The 22,347-nt window shown below is 74.2% G+C and carries 22 protein-coding genes; 2 read left to right on the top strand and 20 right to left on the bottom strand.

The window, feature by feature from the left end:
• Positions 1 to 53: 53 nt before the first annotated feature.
• From KVS67_RS14370 to coaD, 11 genes are all read right to left on the bottom strand, one after another.
• Entirely contained in the window at positions 54 to 536 is a 483-nt protein-coding gene (locus KVS67_RS14370; RefSeq protein ID WP_217564699.1) for an NAD-dependent epimerase/dehydratase family protein, read from the bottom strand.
• Positions 537 to 627: 91 nt separating this feature from the next.
• Positions 628 to 1,872, bottom strand: a complete 1,245-nt coding sequence (gene wecC / locus KVS67_RS00940) for a UDP-N-acetyl-D-mannosamine dehydrogenase (protein WP_044659148.1) — start codon at positions 1,870 to 1,872, stop codon at positions 628 to 630.
• A 91-nt stretch (positions 1,873 to 1,963) separates the two neighbouring features.
• Positions 1,964 to 3,745, bottom strand: a complete 1,782-nt coding sequence (locus tag KVS67_RS00935) for a glycosyltransferase (RefSeq protein WP_217564698.1) — start codon at positions 3,743 to 3,745, stop codon at positions 1,964 to 1,966.
• Positions 3,742 to 4,929: a glycosyltransferase family 4 protein gene (locus KVS67_RS00930; protein WP_217564697.1), complete on the bottom strand. Its 1,188-nt coding sequence runs from the start codon at positions 4,927 to 4,929 to the stop codon at positions 3,742 to 3,744. The genes KVS67_RS00935 and KVS67_RS00930 overlap by 4 nt, the downstream gene beginning before the upstream one ends.
• A complete protein-coding gene (locus KVS67_RS00925; protein WP_217564696.1) occupies positions 4,919 to 6,064 on the bottom strand; it encodes an LCP family protein in 1,146 nt (381 codons plus the stop codon). Before KVS67_RS00925 ends, KVS67_RS00930 begins: the two co-directional genes overlap by 11 nt.
• A gap of 50 nt (positions 6,065 to 6,114) precedes the next feature.
• Positions 6,115 to 7,032, bottom strand: coding sequence for a bifunctional DNA-formamidopyrimidine glycosylase/DNA-(apurinic or apyrimidinic site) lyase (gene mutM / locus KVS67_RS00920; protein ID WP_134416647.1), 918 nt, complete (start codon positions 7,030 to 7,032; stop codon positions 6,115 to 6,117).
• A gap of 4 nt (positions 7,033 to 7,036) precedes the next feature.
• Positions 7,037 to 7,699 (bottom strand): ribonuclease III, encoded by a 663-nt coding sequence (gene rnc, locus KVS67_RS00915; RefSeq protein WP_217564700.1) that lies wholly within the window; start codon positions 7,697 to 7,699, stop codon positions 7,037 to 7,039.
• Between the two features lie 73 nt (positions 7,700 to 7,772).
• Positions 7,773 to 7,976 (bottom strand): 50S ribosomal protein L32, encoded by a 204-nt coding sequence (rpmF, locus tag KVS67_RS00910; protein WP_002856390.1) that lies wholly within the window; start codon positions 7,974 to 7,976, stop codon positions 7,773 to 7,775.
• A gap of 2 nt (positions 7,977 to 7,978) precedes the next feature.
• Positions 7,979 to 8,551 (bottom strand): DUF177 domain-containing protein, encoded by a 573-nt coding sequence (locus KVS67_RS00905; protein WP_002856392.1) that lies wholly within the window; start codon positions 8,549 to 8,551, stop codon positions 7,979 to 7,981.
• 174 nt (positions 8,552 to 8,725) lie between these two features.
• Positions 8,726 to 9,640: a UTP--glucose-1-phosphate uridylyltransferase GalU gene (gene galU / locus KVS67_RS00900; protein ID WP_134416645.1), complete on the bottom strand. Its 915-nt coding sequence runs from the start codon at positions 9,638 to 9,640 to the stop codon at positions 8,726 to 8,728.
• A gap of 68 nt (positions 9,641 to 9,708) precedes the next feature.
• The gene (gene coaD, locus KVS67_RS00895; RefSeq protein WP_195081842.1) at positions 9,709 to 10,182 is read right to left on the bottom strand and encodes a pantetheine-phosphate adenylyltransferase; all 474 of its coding nucleotides are present in this window, start codon (positions 10,180 to 10,182) and stop codon (positions 9,709 to 9,711) included.
• A gap of 132 nt (positions 10,183 to 10,314) precedes the next feature.
• Here coaD and KVS67_RS00890 point away from each other — a divergent pair, with 132 nt between their 5' ends.
• On the top strand, positions 10,315 to 11,568 hold the full coding sequence (locus KVS67_RS00890) for an aminotransferase class I/II-fold pyridoxal phosphate-dependent enzyme (protein ID WP_206496372.1): 1,254 nt from the start codon (positions 10,315 to 10,317) through the stop codon (positions 11,566 to 11,568).
• A 237-nt stretch (positions 11,569 to 11,805) separates the two neighbouring features.
• On the opposite strand, the gene rsmD is transcribed toward KVS67_RS00890, so the two are convergent.
• From rsmD to KVS67_RS00870, 4 genes are read right to left on the bottom strand one after another with little or no spacing between them, the layout of a single operon-like run.
• The gene (gene rsmD, locus KVS67_RS00885) at positions 11,806 to 12,369 is read right to left on the bottom strand and encodes a 16S rRNA (guanine(966)-N(2))-methyltransferase RsmD (RefSeq protein ID WP_063190358.1); all 564 of its coding nucleotides are present in this window, start codon (positions 12,367 to 12,369) and stop codon (positions 11,806 to 11,808) included.
• Between the two features lie 3 nt (positions 12,370 to 12,372).
• Complete coding sequence (locus KVS67_RS00880; protein ID WP_063190357.1) at positions 12,373 to 14,565, bottom strand: ATP-dependent DNA helicase RecG; 2,193 nt, start codon at positions 14,563 to 14,565, stop codon at positions 12,373 to 12,375.
• Complete coding sequence (locus KVS67_RS00875; protein ID WP_051995172.1) at positions 14,555 to 15,595, bottom strand: DAK2 domain-containing protein; 1,041 nt, start codon at positions 15,593 to 15,595, stop codon at positions 14,555 to 14,557. Before KVS67_RS00875 ends, KVS67_RS00880 begins: the two co-directional genes overlap by 11 nt.
• Positions 15,592 to 16,716: an LCP family protein gene (locus KVS67_RS00870; RefSeq protein ID WP_036312907.1), complete on the bottom strand. Its 1,125-nt coding sequence runs from the start codon at positions 16,714 to 16,716 to the stop codon at positions 15,592 to 15,594. The genes KVS67_RS00875 and KVS67_RS00870 overlap by 4 nt, the downstream gene beginning before the upstream one ends.
• Positions 16,717 to 16,805: 89 nt before the next feature.
• Here KVS67_RS00870 and KVS67_RS00865 point away from each other — a divergent pair, with 89 nt between their 5' ends.
• A complete protein-coding gene (locus KVS67_RS00865) occupies positions 16,806 to 17,285 on the top strand; it encodes a DUF3515 family protein (protein ID WP_063190356.1) in 480 nt (159 codons plus the stop codon).
• A 28-nt stretch (positions 17,286 to 17,313) separates the two neighbouring features.
• Here KVS67_RS00865 and KVS67_RS00860 read toward each other — a convergent pair whose 3' ends face one another.
• The 5 genes from KVS67_RS00860 to leuD form a co-directional block, all read right to left on the bottom strand.
• On the bottom strand, positions 17,314 to 18,453 hold the full coding sequence (locus KVS67_RS00860) for a D-alanine--D-alanine ligase family protein (protein WP_063190355.1): 1,140 nt from the start codon (positions 18,451 to 18,453) through the stop codon (positions 17,314 to 17,316).
• On the bottom strand, positions 18,450 to 19,487 hold the full coding sequence (locus KVS67_RS00855) for an NAD(P)H-dependent glycerol-3-phosphate dehydrogenase (RefSeq protein WP_063190354.1): 1,038 nt from the start codon (positions 19,485 to 19,487) through the stop codon (positions 18,450 to 18,452). The genes KVS67_RS00860 and KVS67_RS00855 overlap by 4 nt, the downstream gene beginning before the upstream one ends.
• Complete coding sequence (locus KVS67_RS00850) at positions 19,484 to 20,233, bottom strand: 1-acyl-sn-glycerol-3-phosphate acyltransferase (protein WP_260845915.1); 750 nt, start codon at positions 20,231 to 20,233, stop codon at positions 19,484 to 19,486. The genes KVS67_RS00855 and KVS67_RS00850 overlap by 4 nt, the downstream gene beginning before the upstream one ends.
• Before the next feature lie 5 nt (positions 20,234 to 20,238).
• A complete protein-coding gene (gene murA, locus KVS67_RS00845) occupies positions 20,239 to 21,567 on the bottom strand; it encodes a UDP-N-acetylglucosamine 1-carboxyvinyltransferase (protein ID WP_002856412.1) in 1,329 nt (442 codons plus the stop codon).
• A gap of 172 nt (positions 21,568 to 21,739) precedes the next feature.
• Positions 21,740 to 22,345 carry a 3-isopropylmalate dehydratase small subunit gene (leuD, locus tag KVS67_RS00840; protein ID WP_010078962.1) on the bottom strand — a complete coding sequence of 202 codons (606 nt, stop codon included), beginning with the start codon at positions 22,343 to 22,345 and terminating at the stop codon, positions 21,740 to 21,742.
• Positions 22,346 to 22,347: the final 2 nt, after the last annotated feature.

Here is a 22,347-nt window from a genome sequence, read left to right as displayed (position 1 = left end):
CGGGCTCGCCGTGGTCGAGGCCATGGCGCTCGGCGTGCCGGTGGCCGCGCTGCTCAGCGGCGCGATGGGGGAGATCGGCGCCCCGCAGGCCGGCGCGCTGGCCGTGCACCACACGGCGCAGGAGCTCGCGGTCTCGATCCGCCACGCCCGTCCGGCTCACCATAGACCGCTGCCGACGAGGAGAAGATCATCGACGCGGCTCCCGCAGCTCTCATGGCAGCCAGCACGTTTACAGTTGCACCGACGTTCGACCGAAAATAATCCTCCGGCTGCACGACGGAGTCCGCGACGACCTTCTTCGCGGCGAAGTGAACGACGACGTCAATCGACTCTTCTTTAAGGAGAGTGGTCAGCGCAGCTACGGCCGCGTCGCTCGCGAGGTCGATCGTGTACACGGGGACATCGGCCGGAACGCGCTGTCTGAGGCCTGTCGAGAAGTCGTCAACGACGACGATGTCGGCCCGGCCCTGTTGCCGTGCTACGGAGACGAAGTGAGACCCGATGTATCCGGCGCCGCCGGTCACGAGCAGGCGCATGTTGTCCTCCTTGGTCGTGGTACTGCCCGTCTGGGACATACGGGGCGGGGCAGCCGTCACCGACCGCCCCGCCACAGGTGCCGAGTTCGTGTCAGCGCCACTGGCCGCGCGTGTCGATGACCTTCTTGCCCTCGGTGGTGGCACCGAGGCTGGCGAACGCATCGTGGTCCACCAGTAGCAGGACGACGTCCGCCTCCCGAATGCCGTCCTCGGCCGGGACCAACTCCACGTTGTCACGGCCGGCCAGCGCAGCGGGCAGCTCCTCCACGTGCGGCTCCACGACGAGGATGCGCGAACCGGTGAACTGCTGCGCCACCTCGATCGCGATGTTCAGGGCAGGCGATTCACGCAGATCGTCGATGTTCGGCTTGAATGCCAGACCGAGGACGGCCACCACGGGGGCACGGCCGGTGGCCTGCTGCACGTCGAACGCGGCGGCCTTGGCCTGGTCCACGACCCACTTCGGCTTGCCGTCGTTGATCTCGCGGGCCGCACGGATGATGCGGGCCGTCTGCGGTGCGGCGTCGACGATGAACCACGGGTCCACAGCGATGCAGTGGCCGCCCACGCCGGGGCCCGGCTGGAGGATGTTGACACGGGGGTGGTGGTTGGCAAGCTCGATGAGCTCCCACACGTCGATCCCCAGGTCGGAGCAGATCAGGGACAGCTCGTTCGCGAAGGCGATGTTCACATCACGGAACGAATTCTCGACCAGCTTGGCCATCTCCGCGGTGACGCAGTCCGTCACGAGGATCTCCCCCTGACAGAACGCCTCATACAGCTGCTTGGCGCGCTGCGCGGCCTCCGGCGTGGACCCGCCCACGATGCGGTCGTTCGTGACGAGCTCGATCATGACCCGGCCGGGCAGCACCCGCTCCGGGCAGTGGGCGAAGTCCAGGGTGACGCCGTCCAGGTCCGGCCGTGCCTCGCGGATGACGGCGGCCATGTGCTCGGTGGCGCCGGGGGGCGAGGTGGACTCCAGGATCACGAGCTCGCCGCCGCGCAGCTGCGGGGCGAGACCGCGGGCCGCAGCCTCGATGTAGCCGAGGTCCGGCGAATGGCCGTCCTTGAAGGGCGTCGGGACCGCGACGATGTACGCGTCGGCCTGCGGCGTGTTGAGGGACGCGGACAGTCGACCGGCCTTGACGTTGCGCTCCACGAAGTCCGCCAGGTCCGGCTCCACGAAGGGCACGGTGCCTGCGTTGACCGCGTCCACGGTGCGCTGGCTGACGTCCACGCCGTGCACACGCACGCCGTTCTCGGCCAGGATGGCAGCTGTCGGCAGCCCGATGTAGCCCAGGCCGATCACGGCCACGTCCTTGATCTGCGTCGTCATCTAGAGGTCCTCGTTCGTCTAAGCGGTGGCAAGGGCAGAATCCGGCGCGGGCCGGACTCCCCGTGATGCTCTGTCGAGTATAGGGATCAGTTCAGGCAGACGGCGCCGTCACGCCCAGGCGCCGGTAGAGGGCGTCATAGCGCCGGGCGTTCGCCGCCCAGGTCCGATGCCCGAGCACCCACTCCCGCGCCCTGGCTCCGAGGCCGCGGGCCGCGGCGGGGTCGTCGAGTAGCGCCGCCAGGGCGGCGGCCCACGCCTCCGGTTCCTCGGCCGGCAGCACCCGTCCGGTCACGCCGTCCTCGACGATCTCGCTCAGCGCGGGCAGGTCCGAGACGAGGACGGGCCGGGACGTGGCCATGGCCTCCAGCGGCTTCATGGGCGTCACCGCCCGGGTCACGCCCGTGTCCTTGCGAGGCACGCAGAAGACGTCGAGGGCCTGGTGCCACACGGGAGCCAGGGAACGGTCCACCCGTCCCGGCGCGAGCAGCCGATCCTCGATCCCCAGGTCGGCCGCAAGCCGGCGCAGGGCCGGCAGGGCAACGCCGTCCCCCACCACGGCCAGCCGCAGGCGCGGCCTCTCGTCGACGAGCGCGGCGACGGCACGCACAAGGTCGTCGAGTCCCTCGTACGGCACCACGGAGGAGACGGTGCCGACGATCTCGTCGTCCAGGGACAGCCCGAGACGGCGGCGAGCATCCTCGCGTGGGGCGGGCTCCTCCAGGAAGGCGCCCCCCACCCCGTTAGGGCTGAGCACGATGGCGTCCCGGTCCATGCCGGCCGCGGCGATGCGGCGGGCCATCTGCTCACCGAGCGTCACGACGCCGTCGGCAGAACGCACGGCGTCGTCCTCGCGGGCCGTGAACAGGGCGTAGCGGTCGGAGCGCAGCGCCTCGGGTCCGCGCGTCGAGGCCCAGGTGTCCGCCAGCTGCCCGCGCACCTCGTACACCCACGGGACGCCCACGGCCTCCGCAACCGCGCGGGTCACCACGGCGTTGACCCAGTGGGTGGTGGTGTGCAGGACCGCCGGGCGGCGCTCGAGGACCAGATCGAGGAGCATCCGCGCGTGCTGAGCCAGCCGTCCGTCGAATCCCCGGGCCAGGCTCGAGGGCAGGAGGCGGTGGTACACGATGCCGTCCACCATGTCGCGTCGGGCGGCGGTGAGCACGCCGGTCTGGACCGGCCAACCGAGCCGGGTGACGGCCTCTACGTGCCAGCCCTCGTCCCGCAGCGCGCACGCGAGGCTGTGGCTGCGTTGCGCGTATCCGGAACCGGTGTGCGGCAGGGAGTTGGTCAGGACGAACAGTGCCGAGCCCGGGCGGGGCCGATATCCAACGGCCCGGTCCCGGTCTGCCCGCGGCAACGGCAGGGCGCCCCCGCGCAGAGCACGCACCTCGGAGGCGAGCCGGGCTCGCACGACACCGTCCCGGCCGGTGCCGCCGAGCAGGGAGATGGCCGCCTCGACGTCACCGCGGTGCCAGGCCACGCGGGCCCTTGCGGCGGCCAAGCCCGGCGTGTCGACGGGCACGGCGTCGAGGACGGCTTGGGCCCGGTCAGGCTCCTGCGCGGCCGTGAGCACGTCCGCCAGTCGCACCCGATCTGGCGCGCCGGCGGACGGCAGGACCGCCTCGACGTGCTCGAGGAGGTCCACGTGCCGGCCGGCGGCCGCGAGACCCACGGCGCCTAAGACCACGCCGGGGCGTGCGGGCAGGGACTCTGCCAGGCGCCCCAGGCCCACGCGTGCCGCGAGCGGCAGGCGACGGCTGATCTGCAGGCCCAGGACCGCCGGGTCGTCCCGCAGGTGGTCGACCACCGTCCGCAGGACGAGTGGCGCGTGGCCGAGTGCGCGGACGGAATCGAGGAGGATGGAGGTCATGCGTGTCTCCTGTAGTCGGGGACGAGCTGCCCCAGCAGCCGGACGTAACGCCGGGCGACGCTCGGCAGGTCCGCGTGCCGTCGGACCCACGGGCGGCCGCCCTCCCCCACGTCAGTGCGAGCCGGATCGTCGGCGAGCGCGGTCAGATGCGCGACGAGGTCAGCTACCCGTGGGCCGATGACGTCGGCTCCCCCGGCGTCCTCGAGGGTGCGGGCCGCCTCGCCGGTGACCATCCCGGTGACGTGCCGGCCGACGGCGAGCACCTCGTAGGTCTTCGACGGCACCGTGTGGCGGAAGCTGGGCCAGTCGGGCCGCAGCGCCACGACGAGTGTGTCCGCCCAGGCGTACTGGGCCGCCGCATCCTCGCCGTAGCAGGCAGGAAGGATCTCGGCCGGGGAGCCGAGCTCCGCGTTACGCGCCTCGAGCTCGCCGCGCCGAGTGCCGGCGCCGACGAGCCGGACCCGCACCCCTGGCCGGCTCTGGCGGAGTTCGGCCGCCGCCTCCACGAGCCGTTCGAGCCCCTGGCTCTCACCCATGTTGCCGAGGTAGAGGACGTGCAGGTCCCCGGGCTCGCGCCTCCGAGCAGGTGCCCACGCCAGGCCTGCGAGTTCGACGCCGTTGCACAAGGTCTCGGCACGCTCGACCCCCCGCCCGCGCAGCGTCTCCGCGAAGCCGTCCGTGACGGTCACCACGAGTCGGGCCGCGCGCTGACCGCCGGTCACGACACGCTCCATCGCGGCGCCCAGCAGGCCCTGGTGCACCCCGGCCTCGTGGGCGAGATCCGGCCAGGCGTCGCGCATCTCCAGCACGAGGGGGCGGCGCCAGAGGCGGGAGAGCACGACGCCGGGCACCACCACGGGCAGGGCGGGCACGGTGGCCACCACCACGTCCGGGCGTCGGGTGGCCATCCCACGCGGGATGGCGAGCAGCGCGTGCACCACCGCCTCGGCGAAGCGACCGTTGCGACCGGCCTCCCCCAGGGGCAGGCGAGGCGTGGGCAGGACGCGTTCGCCGTCGGGCCCGGCGAAGGGGCGCACGCCCCCGGGCGCGACGACGTCGACGTCCCAGCCCGCCGACCGCAGCGCCGCCACGACCGCGCCCCAGCGACGCGCGGGCGGGGTGCGCTCGGGCCGGTAGGAGTGGGAGACCACCAGGAGGCGGGGGCGGCGCGGCTCAGTCGTCACAGGGGTCCTCCCCGAGGGCGGGTGCGGGCGTGGTGCCGGTCAGCAGGGTCAGCACGGGGGCGGGCCCGCCGGCGGCCTGGGCCTTCTTCTCCTTCGTAGGCTCGTGCTCGTCGACATAGCGCTGGACGTCGTCGTCGGCGAGGGCGGAGCGCAGGTCCGCCAGCTTGTCCTCGTCGAGCTCGACGATGGCGTCGCCGTTCGGCCCCTCCGCGAAGCCCTTGCGAGGCACCGTGAACATCTCGACGTCCTCGCCGCGGACGTCGCGCAGCTGCCACGCGAGCGAGGCGATCACGCCCGACGTGAGCCCCTCGTCCACACCGAGGTGGTCGGAGAACGTGGCGACGACCTCGGTGGTGCGGGCGGGATTGCCCAGGATCTGCGGGCTGAGGAAGCGGTCCATCGCCCCGGCCAGGTAACGCTGCTGGTTCTTCACGCGGGTGACGTCACCGTCGTCGAAGGCGTGCCGTTCGCGCACGTAGCGCAGGGCGGCGGTGTCCTGCAGCAGGATGTGTCCGCGCGGGTAGTACGAGGGGTTGGCCTGACCGGAGGAGAAGGCCTGCGGGTTGCAGACCTCGACGCCGCCCAGCGCGTTCGTCACGCCCCGGAAGCCCTGGAAGTCGACCTCGAGGACGTGGTGGATCGGCACTCCCAGCAGCAGCTCCACCGTGTCCACGGCGAGCGCGTAGCCGCCCGTGTCGAAGGCCGAGTTGATCTTCGCCTCACCGTGGCCGGGCACGGTGACCCACGAATCCCGCAGCACGGACATGACGTAGACCTGGCGTCGGTCCGCGGGGATGTGCACGAGCATCATGGTGTCCGAGCGCTGGCCCATGTCCTGCTCGCCCTCGCCCTCGCGGGAGTCGGAGCCCAGGACGAGCACGTTCAGCGGGCCGTTGCCGGCCGCCTGCTCGAGCGCCCCCACGTCCACCGTCTGCCGGTGGTCGTCGAAGGTGCGCCCGAGCGAGCCCGCGTACCAGGCGCCCAGACCGAGCAGCGCCGCGAGCAGGACGGCGAGCACGCCGACGACCCACGGCCAGCGCCGGCGGCGCCGCGCGACCGGCGGGGCGTCGTCGCGCGGGGGCTCGGGACGCGGCAGGGGCTCGGGCGTCCAGGACGCGGCCGGGGGATGGCTCACTCGTGTCTCCTGCTCGAGGTCGGGGGTCAGCCCAGTCTACGGACGCCTCGTCAGGCGTCGGCCGCCGCGGCCCGGCGACGGCGGGGCGTCGGCTGGCAGCGCGGGCACAGGTGGCTCGCACGGTTCATGAACGGCACGCGGACGATGCGGGAGTCGACCCCCTCGGCGGCGCAGCGGCGACACGGCTGCCCGGTGCGCCCGTAGGCCGCCAAGGAGCGGGCGAAGTAGCCCGATCGCCCGTCCACGTTGACGTAGAGCGCGTCGAAGCTCGTGCCCCCCACCTCCAGGGCCCGGCGCATCACGTCCTGGACGGCCGCCATGAGGCGCAGCGTGTCCGCCCGGCGCATGCGCTCGGTCGGGCGCTCGGGGTGCAGGCGGGCGCCCCACAGGGCCTCGTCCGCGTAGATGTTGCCGATCCCGGAGACCAGCGACTGGTCCAGCAGCGCGCGCTTGAGGGTGGAGCGGCGGCGCGCCAGGCGCGCGTGCACGGCCGCGGGGTCGAACAGGGGGTGCAGCGGGTCCAGGGCGATGTGGGCGGCCGTGGTGGGGATCCGCTCGCCGCCGGCGGCGTCGTCGGGCCGCAGCGCGTCGAGCCACCAGCCGCCGAAGATCCGCTGGTCCACGAACCGCAGCTCGCGGGCGGAGCCGTCCGCCGCGGTGACGGGCAGGCGCAGGCGCAGGTGTCGCTGGTCGGCGGCCCCCGGTTCGTCCACGAGGATCTGCCCGCTCATCCCCAGGTGCACGACGACGGCGTCGTCGCCCTCGGCCAGGGGCAGCCAGAGGAACTTGCCGCGGCGAGCCGGCTCGGCCAGCTGGGCGCCGCGCAGCCGCTCCCGGAGGGCGTCCGCACCGCCGGGGCTGCGACGCAGCGAGCGGGGGTCGAGGACCTCGAGCTCCGCGGCGACGGCGTCCGTGGCCCACCGGGCCAGGCCGCGCCGGACGACCTCGGCCTCGGGCAGCTCCGGCACGGGCTCAGCGCCCCGCGGCCGGCAGATCCGCCTCGAGGGCGGGCCACGAGGCGGCCGCGGCGTCCCGCTCGGCCTGCTTCTTGGAGCTGGCGACGGCGGAGCCGTACTCGCGCTCGCCGACGACGAGGGTGGCCCGGTAGCGGGGGTCGTGCGCGGGGCCCTGACCCTCGATCGCGTAGCGGACGGCGCCGAGACCGTGCCGGCTGGCGGCCTCGGCCACGACCGTCTTCCAGTCGGTGCTCTCGCGCAGCAGGTCCGGCTCGTCCAGCAGCGGCACCACGTGGCGGTGCACGAGTGCGGCCGCGGCCACAGCCCCGTGGTCCACGTAGACCGCGCCGATGAGCGCCTCGAGGGTGTCGGCGAGGATCGAGTCCTTGTCCGCCCCGCCGGTGCGGCGCTCCCCCGTGCCCAGGCGCACGAACGGGCCGATGCCGATCCGGCGCGCCACCTTCGCCAAGGCACGCGTGGACACGACGGCGGCCCGGCGGCGCGCGAGGTCGCCCTCGGCCAGGTCCGGGTACACCGTGAAGATGTGGTCGGTGACCACGTAGCCCAGCACCGAGTCCCCGAGGAACTCGAGGCGCTCGTTGGTGGGCAGCCCGCCCTGCTCGTAGGCGAACGAGCGGTGCGTCAGAGCGCGTTCGAGCGTCTCGGCGGTGATGTGCACGCCGAGACGCTCGAACAGCTCTTCTGGCTCGGGCGCGGGCTCAGGCCCGCGGCGAGCCGATGGGGACGCCATCTCAGGCGTCGGCGACCTTACGGCCCTTGTACTCGAAGAACAGGGGGGTGCCGGCGGCGTCGGTCTTCAGCTCGGCCTGGTGGGGCAGGCGGTACGAGACACGACCGTTCTCGACGGACTTCACCAGGGCGGGCGCGGTGGCCTTCCACTGCGACCGGCGGGCACGGGTGTTGGCACGGGACATCTTCCGCTTCGGGACTGCCACGACTATCTCTCTTCTGTCTCGGTGATGGAGGTCTCTGAGGTGCCCGCGAGGTGGGCCAGGGCGGCCCAGCGCGGGTCCACGCGCTCGTGGGCGTGCCCCTCGGGCGCGTCCTCGAGGCGGATGCCGCAGTCGGCGCACAGGCCCTCGCAGTCCGGCCGGCACAGCGGCTGGAACGGAAGGGCGATGACCACGGCGTCCCGGAACACGGGTTCCAGGTCCACGGTCTCGCGCACCACGAGCGGCTGCTCGCCGGCGTCGTCCTCGGACGTGCCGGTGAGGTACAGCTCCTGCAGGTCCACGGTGATCCCCTCGTGCAGCGGGCGCAGGCAACGGCCGCACTCGCCCTTCAGGGTCGCGTCCGCGGTGCCGGTGACGAGGACTCCCTCGTGCACCGACTCCAGACGCAGGTCCAGTTCGACGGGGTCCCCCTCGGGGATCCCCAGCAGCGGCGTGGAGACGCCCGCGGGGGCGGGCCACTCGGCCGTCAGCTCGCGCTGGACTCCGGCCCCGCGCGTCAGATCGCGCACGGGGATCACCCACGGCGAGTCGGCGCCGTGGTGCTGGATGCTGTCCATGGTCGCTCCTCTCGGCGGGTGGGACGGCGGGGGTACACGGCCCGTCCGCACGCCCTCTGCGGGGATGCGATGCGGCCTGGACACGGGTCCAGCCACGACGGACCGACAGCCCATCCTACCGGGTGGGTCCGCCTCGGCCAAAGCCAGCGGCGGTCCGCGCGTCGCCGGCCCGGCTCAGAGCCCGGCGGTGAACTCCCGGAGCCAGGCCCGCAGGTCGGCCCCGAGGTCCTCGTGCCGCGTCCCGAACTCGATGACCGCCTGCAGGTAGCCGAGCTTGTCCCCCGTGTCGTAGCGGCGGCCGTCGAAGACGACGGCGTGCACGCCGCGGCCCTCGCCCTCCTCCGTGGCCAGCCTCTGCAGCGCATCGGTGAGCTGGATCTCCCCGCCGCGGCCGGGCGGGGTCTCGTCCAGCACGTCGAACACCTGCGGGACCAGCACGTAGCGGCCGATGATCGCGAGGGTGGAGGGGGCGTCCTCGCGGGCCGGCTTCTCCACGAGGTCGGTGACGCGGACGACGTCGTCGCCCTCCCCCGGCACGGCCTCCACCGCGGCCACGCCGTAGGCCGAGACGGCCTCCTCCGGGACCTCCATGAGGGCGATCACGGAGCCGCCGAGGCGCTGCTGCACGTCGATCATGCGCTCGAGCAGCGCCTCGCCGTCGCCGATGATGTCATCGCCCAGCAGGACCGCGAACGGCTCCTCGCCGACGTGGCGGCGTGCGCAGTTCACCGCGTGGCCGAGCCCGAGGGCCTCGCCCTGACGGACGTAGTGGATGTCCCCCACCAGGTCCGACTCGCGGATCTGCGAGAGCCGCGTGGCGTCGCCCTTGCGCTCCAGCGCGGCCTCCAGCGCGGGATGGCGGTCGAAGTGGTCCTCGAGGGCCCGCTTGTTCCGGCCCGTGATCATCAGCACGTCCGCCAGGCCCGCACGCCGGGCCTCCGACACCACGTATTCGATGGCCGGGCGGTCCACCACCGGCAGCATCTCCTTCGGCATGGCCTTGGTGGCCGGCAGGAAGCGGGTGCCCAGGCCGGCGGCCGGGATCACGGCCTTGCGGGTGCGGGGGCGGGAGGGGGGCGGGACGGTCATCGGCGGTTCTCCTGCGGTGGATGCGGTGGGACGAGCGAAGGGATGGCCCGCGGGTGGGCCGGGCGGGGTCAGGCCCCGCCGTCGAGGCCGCGCAGGACCGCGGCCGGGACGAGCTCGGCGACGTCGCCACCGAGTCCATGGACCTCCTTGATGAGCGAGGAGGACACGTGGGTGTACCGGGCGTCGGCCGGGAGGTAGACCGTCTCGACCCCGGTGAGGTGGCGGTTCATCGCGGCCATCGGTGCCTCGAACTCGAGGTCGGCGCCGCCGCGCAGCCCCTTGACGATCGCTTCTGCACCGATCTGCCGGCAGAACTCGGCCAGCAGGCCCGGGCCCATGGGCCGGACCGCGACGCCGGCGAGGGAGGACACCGTCGCCTCGATCATGGCGATGCGCTCGTCCACGCTGAAGCGGTACGTCTTGGCCGGGTTGGAGGACACGGCGACCACGACCTCCTCGAAGAGGTTCGCGGCTCGCGCGATCACCTCGACGTGCCCCTTGTGGAGGGGATCGAACGAACCAGGGCAGACGGCACGACGCATGGGTGCCAGCCTAGCGGGGGCCGCGCCGGGCGGCGACGGACGCCCGTCCGGTCCGGCTCCGGCGCGCCGCGGTCGTGACGGACGCGGCGCGCACCGCCGTGGGCGGTCCGCGGCGATGGGTACAGTGCGGCCATGGACGGAAACCAGGCCACCCCCGGATCAGCACGGCACGACGTCGACGTGGACGCGCCGTGGCGTCGCACGGCGGCGGCCGCGGGCCTGCTCGGCGACGCCGGCCCCGTGCCCACCGTGTTCGAGACGATGACGGGCCTCGCCGTCGAGCACGGGGCCGTGAACCTCGGCCAGGGCTTCCCCGACGCCGACGGCCCCGACGCGCTGCTGCGGCTGGCGGCCGACGCCGTGCTGGCGGGCCCCAACCAGTACGCCCCCGGCACGGGCGACCCCGTGCTGCGGCAGGCCGTCGCAGAGCACCGCCGGCGCCACTGGGGCGTGACGGAGGACCCCGCCACGCAGGTCATGATCACCACGGGTGCCACCGAGGGCATCGCCGCGACGGTCCTGGCGTTCGTGCGCCCGGGCGACGAGGTCGTCACGGTCGAGCCGTTCTACGACTCGCACGCCGCCACGATCGCCCTGACCGGCGGCCGACACGTGAGCGTGCCGGTGGAGGCGCCGGACTTCCTGCCGGACCCGGCGCGGGTGGCGGACGCGATCACCGACCGCACGCGCCTGCTCATCGTGAACACGCCGCACAACCCCACGGGCGCGGTCTATCCGCGGGAGCTGCTCGAGGAGCTCGTGGCCCTGTGCCGGTCCCGGGGCGTGCTGATCCTCTCGGACGAGGTCTACGACCACCTCGTCTACGAGGGCGAGCACGTCAGCCTGCGCTCGGTCGCGGGCGCCGAGGACATCGCCCTGACGGTCTCCAGCGCGGGCAAGGCGTTCGCGGTCACCGGGTGGAAGGTCGGCTGGCTGACCGGCCCGGCCGAGCTCGTCGGGGCCGCGCGCGCCGTCAAGCAGTTCCTCACCTACTCCTCCGGCCCCGCCTTCCAGCGCGCGCTGGGTGCCTACCTGCCCACCGACGACGCCGAGCGGCACCTCGCCGGCCAGCGCGAGCGGTACCGCGACGCCCGGGATCGGCTCGTGGCGGGCCTGCGGGAGGCGGGCCTGGACCCGGTCGTCCCGGCGGCGGGCTACTTCGTCGTCGTGGACCTGGCCCCGTGGGGTGTGACGGACGCGGCCGAGGCCGCGGTGCGGTGGACGCGTGAGGCCGGCGTCACGGGCATCCCCGTGGGCGCGCTCTGCCGCCCGGACGGGGGCCACCTGCGGTCGTGGCTGCGGCTGGCGTTCTGCAAGTCTCCCGATGCGATCGACGAGGCGATGCGCCGCCTGGCCGAGGCGGCCCCGCGGCTGCGCACGCCCTGACCCCCGACGCTTTCGTTGACGAAACGGCGGTCCCCAGAGCATTTTCGTTCGGGAAACGGCGGTCCCCGGAGCACTTGCGTTCGGGAAACGGCGGCCGCCGTGCTCGCGGTTCGGTGCTGAGCACAGTCCGTTCCGCCCTCTCGTCGCCCCAATGAGAACGGGACGAGACGCCGCCGTTTCCCGAACGAAAACGGGCCGAGACGCCGCCGTTTCCCGAACGAAAACGGGTGGGTGGGGTCAGCGCTCGTCCTGCCAGAGGTACAGGGCGGTCTCGCCGTAGACGCGCACCTCGACCTCCTCGAGGCCGCGCGGCCGGCGCGGCGCCGCGTCCCGGGCCGCCCGCTCCAGCACGAACAGCCCGCCCGGGGCAAGCCGCCCGGCCGCCGCCTCCAGCACGGCCTCGAGCGGCGCGCCGGCCACCGGGTACGGCGGGTCGGCCAGGATCAGGTCCACGGGCGCGGCCTCCGCCGCGAGCGCCTGCTCCACGCTCCCGGCGCGCACGCGCACGACGTCGGCCCCGCGCGCCCGGTTGACCAGCGCGGCGTTCGCGCGGCACGCGGTCACGGCCTTCCGGTCCCGCTCGACCAGCAGCACCGATGCCGCTCCGCGGCTGGCGGCCTCGCACCCCAGGGCGCCGGAGCCGGCGTAGAGGTCGAGCACGGCCGTCCCGTCCAGCCAGTCGCGGGCCTCGAGCCACGAGAACAGGGCCTCCTTGGTGCGGTCCGTGGTGGGGCGCGTGCCGGTGCCGGGGACGGCGGTCAGGGGCCGCCCGGCGGCCGCGCCGGCGATGATGCGGGACATGGCTCAGCCCTTCTCGAGGTAGTCGGCGGCGGTGAGGTGCTCGGCCTCCCAGCGGGCCACCTCGGCGGCGAGCGCCGGGTGGGCGGAGAGCCCGGGGCCGGCCGCCATCACGCGCGTGACGGCGTCGGCGGCCACGGCGATCAGCGGGGCGTCGGCGATGACGTCCACGTGGCGCAGCCCCGAGGCCAGCCCGGACTGGGCGGCGCCGAGCACGTCGCCGACGCCGCGCTGCGCGAGGTCCTCCTGCGCGATGCGCATGCCGTCCTGCTCCTGGGCCAGGACCTCGAGCCGGCGCAGCGACGGGTGCCCGTCCGGCAGGCGCGTGGCCAGCAGGCAGACCGCCGCCCCGGGCCCGCGGCCCACGCGGCCGCGCAGCTGGTGCAGGGTGGACAGGCCGAAGTCGTCGGCGTCGAGGATCGCCATGACCGTCGCGTTGGGCACGTCCACACCCACCTCCACGACGGTGGTCGCCACGAGCACGTCCGTCTCCCCGCGCGCGAAGGCCTGCATCGCCGCGTCCTGCTCGGCCTGGTCCATGCGCCCGTGCACGGCGTCGATCCGCAGCCCCGCCAGCGCCGGGAGACTCCGCAGCCGGGGTGTCATCTCCTCCACGTTGGCGTGACCCGGGTCGGCGTCGTCGGGGTCGATGCGCGGGCACACCACGAACGCCTGGTGGCCGGCCGCCACGTGCTCGGCGATCAGCTCCCACACCCGGCCGATCACGCGCGGGCCGTGGGCCATCCGCGCCACGTGCGTGGTGACCGGCTGTCGCCCCGAGGGCAGCCCCTCGAGCACCGACAGGTCCAGGTCGCCGAACACCGTCATCGCCACGGAGCGCGGGATGGGCGTGGCGGACATGACGAGCAGGTGCGTGCCGGGGTTGGCCCGCCGCAGGGCCTCGCGCTGGTCCACGCCGAAGCGGTGCTGCTCGTCGACGACGGCCAGGGCCAGCTCGGCGAAGCCCACCTTCTCGGAGAGCAGGGCGTGCGTCCCCACGGCGATCCCGGCCTCGCCGGAGGCCAGGGCCAGCAGGGCCTCGCGGCGCGCGGCGGTCTTGAGCGAGCCGGTGACCAGCGCGACCCTTGTGGCCGGGCCGTCGCCGGCCCCGAGGGTGCCGGCCTCGGCGAGGGGGCCCATCAGGCGCAGCAGGGCACGGTGGTGCTGCGCGGCGAGCACCTCGGTGGGTGCCACCAGGGCGGCCTGGCCGCCGGCGTCCACGACCTGCAGCATCGCCCGCAGGGCCACGAGCGTCTTGCCCGCGCCCACGTCCCCCTGCAGCAGCCGGCTCATCGGGGCGTCCCGGGCCAGCTCGGCGGACAGCTGCTCCCCCACCGCCACCTGGCCGGGCGTCAGCGCGAACGGCAGGCGGGCGTCCAGGGCCTCGAGCAGGCCCCCGGGCCGCGGCGGGCGGGGCACGGCGGGCACCGCCCGCTCCCGGTCCCGGCGCCAGGCGAGCGCGGCCTGGACGAGCAGCGCCTCACGCAGGGCCAGCGCGGTCCGCGCCGGGCCGGTGGCGGCGACGTCGTGAGGGGCGTGCAGGTCCCGGTACGCCTGGGCGGTGCCCGGCAGCGGCGCGTCCAGGTCGAGCGCCGCGGCGGCCTCCGCGCGGATCCGCTCGGTGAGCAGCTCGGGGATCCGTCCCAGGTCGACGGTCTCGAGCACCCGGGCGACGGCGGAGCGGACCGTCCACGACGGCAGCTTCCCCGTGGCCCGGTAGAGCGGGACCGGTCGCACGTCCACCTCCCCCGGGGCGACGTCGTCGTCCAGGAGCGCGAAGTCCGGGTTGTTCAGCGTGATCCGGCCGCGGTACTCGGTCGTGCGGCCCTGGAACATGGCGGTCATCCCGGGGGCGAGGCGGCGGCGGGCGTCGTGGCCGTTGAAGAAGGCCATGGACAGGCTCGCCCCCGGCACGCCGGCCACGGACGGGTCCGCGACGGTGACGTCCACGATGAACCCGGGCCGGCTGTGCATGCGCCGCGTGGTCACCGACTCCACGACGGCGACGACGGTCACCTCGGCGTCGTACGGCAGGGCGGCGATGGGGGTGAGCTCGCCGCGCTCGATCCAGCGGCGCGGCACGTGGTCCAGCAGGTCCCCGACCGTGGTCAGCCCGAGCTCCTTCTCGAGGCGGGCGGGCAGCTTCCCGCCCAGCACCTCGGACAGGGGCAGGTCGGTGACGGGGGCCTCAGCGGCCATGGCACCCATCCGGTGCGGCGTCGTCGCCGTGCGACGGCTCGGCCAGGTCGGTGACGGCCAGGCCCTCCACGTCGCCGGCGGCCCGCAGGGGGCCGATCGCGTCCTCGGCGCGGGGCACGTGCACGTGGACCCGCCACGGCACCCGGCCCTGCGCGTCACGGGCGGTCCCGACGGGGGCGAGGATCACGGCGTCCCCCACGTCGGTCAGCCGTCGGCGCAGCTCGGCCGCGGCGAGCGGGGTGAGGGCCAGGGTGCCCATCACCTCGACGGCCCCCTCGGTCGGCTCCTCCGCCGCGGCGGCGGGCTCGCCCTCCGCGGCATGGGCGCCCTCGACGTAGCCGTGGAGCGCGGTGGCCAGCTCCTCGTCCACGGGCGTGCCCGTGACGACGGCGCGCAGCGCCTCGAACACCCAGAGCAGCCCGACGGCGCCGGCGTCCACGACGTGCGCCCGGGTCAGCGGGGCGAGCAACGACTCGGTCTCCTCCACGGCCTGCACGCAGTCGGCCAGCATGACGGTCACGGCCGGGCCCAGCCGCACGGCCGGGTCCGCGTCCCCGGCCACCGCGGGCGTGTCGGGGGCCTGGGTGGACGAGCGCGCGAGGCTGCGGGCGGCCGCGGAGAGCACCGTGAGGATCGTCCCCTCGCGCGGATCCGACAGGGCCTGCCGGGCGGCCCGGTCGGCGGCCCCGAATGCCGCCGCCAGGGCGAACGCGTCGACACGCTCCCGGCCGCGCAGGGGCTCGGCCATCCCCGCCAGGCTGACCGCCAGCAGCATGCCCGAGTTGCCCCGGGCCGAGTCCAGCGCGGCCGCGCCCGCGTGCGCGAGCACGGCGCCGGCGTCGTCCTGTGCGGGGCAGGCGTCGGCCGCGGTGCGGGCCGCCGTCAGCGTGGCCAGCATGTTCGTGCCCGTGTCCGCGTCCGGGACCGGGAAGAGGTTCAGGGCGTCGAGCCGCGGCGCGGCCCGGCCCACGAGCTCCTCCGCGAGCGCGAGCCAGTGCGGCACCAGCGACGGCCGGGTCGGCGTGCTCACGGCGCCACGGCCTCCCCCAGGGTGCCGGTGCGGATGCCCTCGCCCAGGCGGGCGATCGCCGCCCAGTCCGGCCACACGACGTCCTCGCCGGTGTCCGTGTAGCCCACGCCCACGGACGGCACCGTGCTGGTCACGATCGGGGCGTCGCGCGCGTCGCGCAGGGACCACGCCAGGTTCGCGAGGGTGCTGGAGTCGAGCTCGTCGTCGAGGGTCAGGAAAGGGGCGAACTCCTCGACGGCGGCCTGCACGCGGCTCGGGTCCGAGAGGGTGTCCCGGGAGAGGAACGCGGCCACGATGGCCTTGACCAGGCGCTGCTGGTTCTCCACGCGGTCGAAGTCGCTGCGCGGCAGGTTGTACCGCTCCCGCGCGTAGGCCAGGGCCTTGTCCCCGTCCATCTGCACGGTGCCCGCGGGGAAGTCGATGCCGCCGGTCGAGACGAAGGCGCTGGGGTTGTCCACGCTGACGCCGCCCAGGGCGTCCACCAGGCCCTTGAAGCCGGCGAGGTCCACGGCGACCACGTGGTCCACGCGCGCCTGGAACATGTTCTCCGCGGTGGCCACCGTCAGCGGGATGCCGCCGTACTGGTAGGCGGCGTTGACCTTGTGGTCCCCGTGTCCCGGGATCGGCACCCACATGTCGCGCATGATGGACATGACCTGGATCTCGCTGCGGTCCCCGGGCACGTGGACCCACATGAGGGTGTCCGACCGGCCGGCGGAGTCACGGCCCTCCGCGCCCGCGTCCTCGCCGACGAGCAGCACGTCGAGGGCCTGCTCGTCCGCCTTCTCGTCCGCGTCCGGGGCGACGGGGCCCTGGGCGCCTTCGGCGGCCTGGTCCGCGTCCATGCCGGGCGGCGGCGCGGTGGGCTGCTGGGCGGACGCCCCCGCGGCGCCCGGGCGGCCCGACTCGGCGGGGAACGCGCCGCCGTCGAAGCGCTGGGTGTCCTGGTCGATGATCCGGGCGATCCCGCCGACGTACACCGCCGCCGCGATGCCCACGGCCAGCAGCGCCACGAGCACCACCGCCAGGGCGATCAGCCACGGGCGGCGACGACGACGGCGCCGCCCGACGGCGACGTCCTCCTGCGGGGGGCGGGGGCGGGGGTCCGCGGTGCTGCTCACGTGGGCTCCTGAGGCGGGGACGGGAACGGTCCCGCCCATGCTAGGGCACGGGCCCCCGCGGGTCCCGGCGCCGCACGTATCCTGGGCGGATGGAATCCCGCCGTCTGCGTCGTCTCGTGCCCCTCCTGACCGCGATCGCCCTCGGCGCCACGGCCTGCACCGGACGGGTGGCCACGGTGGAGGCCGCGCCCCACGCCGCTGACCCGGCGTGTGCCCCGGCCATGGTGGCCATGCCCGACGCCCTGGGCGACCTCGACCTGCGCCCCACCGACAGCCAGGCGACGGCCGTGTGGGGTGACCCGGCCGCCGTCGTCCTGCGCTGCGGCGCCGAGGTCCCCGGCCCCACCACGGACCGCTGCATCTCCGTGGACGGGATCGACTGGGTCATCCGGGACGAGGACGAGAACTGGCGGATCACCACCTACGGCCGTGACCCGGCCGTGGAGGTGCTGTTCGGCAAGGACCAGGCCAGCTCGGACACCGTGATGGTGGGCCTGTCCTCGGCGGTCGCGCAGATCGAGCCCAGCGGCGGCTGCGTCAGCGTGCAGGACGCCACACCCGTCGGCTGAGACCGGCGCGGGCCGGCCGCGGGCCGCGTCAGTGCAGGCCGACGCCCCGCTCGAGGGCGAGGTCCAGCAGCTCCGAGATCAGATCGTCGTAGGACAGGCCCGTCCGCTCCCACATGGCCGGGTACATGCTGATGGGCGTGAAGCCCGGCATGGTGTTGATCTCGTTGACCACCCAGCGCCCGTCCGGGGTGAAGAAGAAGTCGCAGCGGCCCAGGCCGGACCCGTCCACGGCCTCGAAGGCGCGGATCGCCAGGGCGCGCAGCCGCTCGATCTCCTCCCCCGGCAGCTCGGCCGGGCAGGACAGCTGGGTGGTGCCGGTGTCCTGGTACTTCGACTCGAAGTCGTAGAACTGCGTCTCGCCCTCGTCGTGGGCCACGACGATCTCCCCCGGCAGCGAGGCGCGCGGGGCGGCGGCGCCGTGCCCGTCGAGGACGGCGCACTCGATCTCGCGGCCGACGATGCCCGCCTCCACCACGACCTTGGGGTCGAAGCGACGGGCCTCCTCGACGGCGGCGCGCAGACCCGCGGGCTCGGTGACGCGGGTGATGCCGAAGGACGAGCCGGCGCGGGCGGGCTTGACGAACAGCGGGTAGGCGAGCGCCCCGGCGCGGGCGAGGGCCGCCTCCGGATCGCGCGCCCAGTCGCGGGCGGTGATGGTCTCCCACGGGCCGACCTCGAGGCCGGCGGCCTGGAAGGCGACCTTCATGAAGTGCTTGTCCATGCCGACCGCGGAGGCGAGCACGCCGCAGCCCACGTAGGGCAGACCCAGCGACTCGAACATGCCCTGGAGGGTGCCGTCCTCGCCCCAGGGGCCGTGCAGCAGCGGGAACACGACGTCCACCGGGCCCAGCGAGGAGCCGTCGGCCGCGGTCAGCTCGACGGTGCCGTCCGGCAGGGCGCGCAGGCTCACCGGGGCCGCGGGCTCCGGCACCTCCGGCAGGGCGTCGCCGTCCAGGCGGAACGAGGCCACGTCCAGCTCATCGTGCGACCACAGGCCGGAGCGGGCCACGCCCACCGGCACGACGTCCCAGCGCTGACGGTCGGCCGCGTGCAGCACACCCGCCGCGGTCACGCAGCTGATGGGGTGCTCGCTCGAGCGGCCGCCGAAGAGCAGGAGCACGCGGGGACGCGCGCCGGCGGCGGCCTCCGGGGCGGGGATGGCGGTCATGCGGTGCGTCCTTCCGACTTCAGGTCACGGGCGAGCAGCAGCTCGGCGAGGCGGTCCACGGCCACGTCCCCGGCGACCACCCGGTCCATCAGCTCGCTGATGGGCATCTCCACACCGTGGGCGCGGGCGGCGTGCACGATGGCGGAGACGGACTTGATGCCCTCGGCCGTCTGGCTCATGGCGGCCACCGCCTCCTCCGCGCTGAGGCCGGTGCCGATGTGGCGGCCGGCCGTGCGGTTGCGGGAGAGGGGCGAGGCGCACGTGGCCACGAGGTCGCCCAGGCCGGCGAGCCCGGCCATGGTGGCCGGGTCGCCGCCGAGCGCGACGGCCAGCCGGGTGGTCTCGGCCAGGCCCCGGGTGATGACGGAGGCCTTGGAGTTGTCCCCCAGCCCCTGCCCGTCGCAGATGCCCACGGCGAGCGCGATGACGTTCTTCACCACGCCGCCGATCTCCACGCCCACGACGTCGGTGTTCGTGTAGGGCCGGAAGGTCCGGCCGGCCGTGAGGGCGGCGATGCGCTCCGCCGTCGCGCGCGAGGCCGAGGCGACCACCGTGGCGGTGGGCTCGCCGCGCGCGATCTCGAGGGCGAGGTTGGGTCCGGAGACCACCGCGAACCGGTCCGGGCTGAGGCCCAGCTCCTCCGCGCAGACCTGCGACATCCGCGCGTCGGTGCCGCGCTCGAGGCCCTTGACGAGGGAGACCACGACGGCGTCCGGGGCCAGGTCGGCGCACACGGTGCGCAGCGTCTCGCGCACGTGCTGCGCGGGCACGGCCACCACTACGACGCCGGCGCCCCGGACCGCCTCGGCGGCGTCGGTGACGGCACGCACGCAGGTGGGCAGGGTGATGCCGGGCAGGTACTCGGGGTTCTCGTGTCGCTCGGTGATGGCCTCGGCGACCTCGGCCCGCCGGGACCACATCACGATCTCGGACGCGCGGGCGGACTCGGGGCTGGTGCTCAGTCCCAGGACGCGGGCGAAGGCCGACCCCCAGCTGCCGGCCCCGAGGACGGCGACGGTGTGCGGATCGCTCATGCCCCGGTCACCCGCGCTCCGGCCGTGGGATCCCAGCGGCCCTCCGGGGCCGGTTCTCCGCGCAGCTCGGCGACCAGGTCGGTGATCGCGGCCATCATGCGGCCGGTGCCCTCGAGCAGGGTCGCCGCCGTCACGGGGCGGTCCCGCAGGTCCGCGAGGTCGACGGGCGCGCCGACCCGGATCCGGGCGGTCTTGCGCGGGAGGACGCGGAGGGAGCGGCCGCCGTACGGCAGCAACTCCTGGATGCCCCACTGACCGACGGGGATGAGCGGGGCGCCGGTCTGCAGGGCGAGGCGCACGGCCCCGTTGCGCCCGGCCATCGGCCAGCCGTCGGGATCGCGGGTGACGGTGCCCTCCGGGTAGACGATGATCGCCCGGCCAGTGGCGACGGCCTCGCGGGCGGCGGCGAGCGAGCGGCCGCCGTCGCGGGTGCGCTCGACCGGGATCATGCGGGTGGCCTCGAGGACCTGCTTGAGCACGGGCACCTTCCAGAGCTCGGCCTTGGCGAGGAAGGTCGGCAGCAGGCCCTGGTTGTAGGCCATGTGGGCCACGGAGAGCGGGTCCACCTCCGAGATGTGGTTGACGGCGAGGATCGCGCCGGTCTCGGGCAGGTGCTCGGTCCCCTCCCACACCTGGCGGACGAGGGCCCGCATCGCCGGTCGCACGATCGCCCCCGGGATCACGTAGGGGGCCCGCGCGGCACGCGTCGGACGACCCCCCGCGGCGGCAGGGCTCTGCGCGTCCACGCCGCTCACCGGTCGCGTTCGGTCAGCTCGACGTCGGCGCCGAGGCCCTCGAGCTTCGCCATGAAGTGCTCGTAGCCGCGGTTGATGATCTCCAGGCCCGTCGCCGTGGAGGTGCCCTCGGCGGTGAGGGCGGCGATCAGGTGGGAGAAGCCGCCGCGCAGGTCCGGGATGTCGAACTCGACGCCGTGCAGCGGCGTCGGGCCGGAGATCACGGCCGAGTGCAGGAAGTTGCGCTGACCGAAGCGGCACGGCACGGAGCCGAGGCACTCGCGGTGCAGCTGGATGGAGGCGCCCATCCGCACGAGGGCGTCGGTGAAGCCGAAGCGGTTCTCGTACACGGTCTCGTGCACGATGGAGACCCCCTTGGCCTGGGTCAGCGCCACCACGAGGGGCTGCTGCCAGTCGGTCATGAAGCCGGGGTGCACGTCCGTCTCGAGCACGAGCGGGTTGAGATCGCCGCCGGCGTGCCAGAACCGGATGCCGTCGTCGACGACGTCGAACTCGCCGCCGATCTTGCGGTAGGTGTTCAGGAACGCCGTCAGGTCGCGCTGCTCGGCGCCGCGGACGTAGATGTCCCCCCGGGTGGCCAGGGCGGCGGAGGCCCACGAGGCGGACTCGTTGCGGTCGGGCAGCGCGATGTGGTTGTAGCCGCGCATCTCGCTCACGCCCTCGATGCGGATGGTGCGGTCCGTCTGCACGGTGATGATCGCGCCCATCTTCTGCAGGACGGCGATGAGGTCGTGGATCTCCGGCTCGACGGCGGCGCCCTTGAGCTCGGTGATGCCCTCGGCCTTCACGGCGGTCAGCAGCACCTGCTCGGTGGCTCCGACGGAGGGGTACGGCAGCTCGAGCTTGGCGCCGTGCAGGCCCTTGGGGGCGGAGATGGAGATGCCGCCCGGGCGCTTGTCCACGACGGCGCCGAAGTTGCGCAGCACGGCCAGGTGGTAGTCGATCGGGCGGTCGCCGATCTTGCAGCCGCCGAGGTCGGGGATGAAGGCCTCGCCGATCGCGTGCATGAGCGGGCCGCAGAAGAGGATCGGGATGCGCGAGTCGCCGGCGTGGGCGTCGATCTCGGCGGTCAGGGCCGACTTCACCCCGGCCGGGTCCATCGTGATCCGCCCGGTCTCCTTGTCCCACTCCACGGACACGCCGTGGATCTCGAGGAGGGAGCTGACGACGTCCACGTCCTTGATCTCGGGGATGTTCCGGAGCACGGACGGCGAGTTGCCGAGCAGGGCGGCCACCATGGCCTTGGGCACCAGGTTCTTGGCGCCGCGCACGGTCACCTCACCGGTCAGCGGCTTGCCGCCATGGATGGTCAAGAGCTTCGCCATGCGCGTCCTTCCTCAGTGCGGCCGCAGGGCCACGGTCTCGGCCACTCCGCCGGAGCGGGGAGGTCTCTGAACGGGACCGCCCGCCGCGTGCGGCGGGCGGTCCCGGAATCGCCTCCCAGCATAGGGCGTCGCCGGGCACGCGCGGCAATGGTGCGCTCCCGGCGGCGGCCGGTCAGCCGGCCGTGCGGGCCGGCAGGGTGGTGGGCTTGTACGCGGGGCGGTCCGCCTCATAGGCATCGATCTCGGCCTGGTGCCCCAGGGTGACGGCGATGTCGTCCAGGCCCTCGAGCAGCCGGCGACGGGTGTCGTCGTCGATCTGGAAGGGGGCGGTCACATCCCCGCACTCGACGGTGCGTGTGACGAGGTCCACGGTGACCGTGGTCCCGGGACGGTTCTCCAGCTCCTTCCAGATGCGCTCGACGTCCTCCTGCTCCACCTGAGCCGCGACGAGCCCCTGCTTGGCGGAGTTGCCGCGGAAGATGTCCGCGAAGCGCGGGGAGATCACGGCGCGGAAGCCGTAGTCCTTGAGCGCCCACACGGCATGTTCGCGCGAGGAGCCGGTGCCGAAGTCGGAGCCCGCCACGAGCACGGTGCCCCCGCTGAACGGCTCGGTGTTCAGGATGAAGTCGGGGTCCTGGCGCCAGCCGGCGAACAGGGCGTCCTCGAAGCCCGTGCGGGAGATCCGCTTGAGGTACACGGCCGGGATGATCTGGTCCGTGTCCACGTTCGAGGCGCGCAGCGGCACGCCGACGCCGGTGTGGGTGGTGAACTTCTCCATGG

It is taken from the genome of Micrococcus sp. GbtcB5, assembly GCF_019091605.1.
GTDB lineage: Bacteria > Actinomycetota > Actinomycetes > Actinomycetales > Micrococcaceae > Micrococcus > Micrococcus luteus.
The sequence above is the reverse complement of the archived record's forward strand: the minus strand, read 5'-3'. Positions and strand labels throughout refer to the sequence as shown.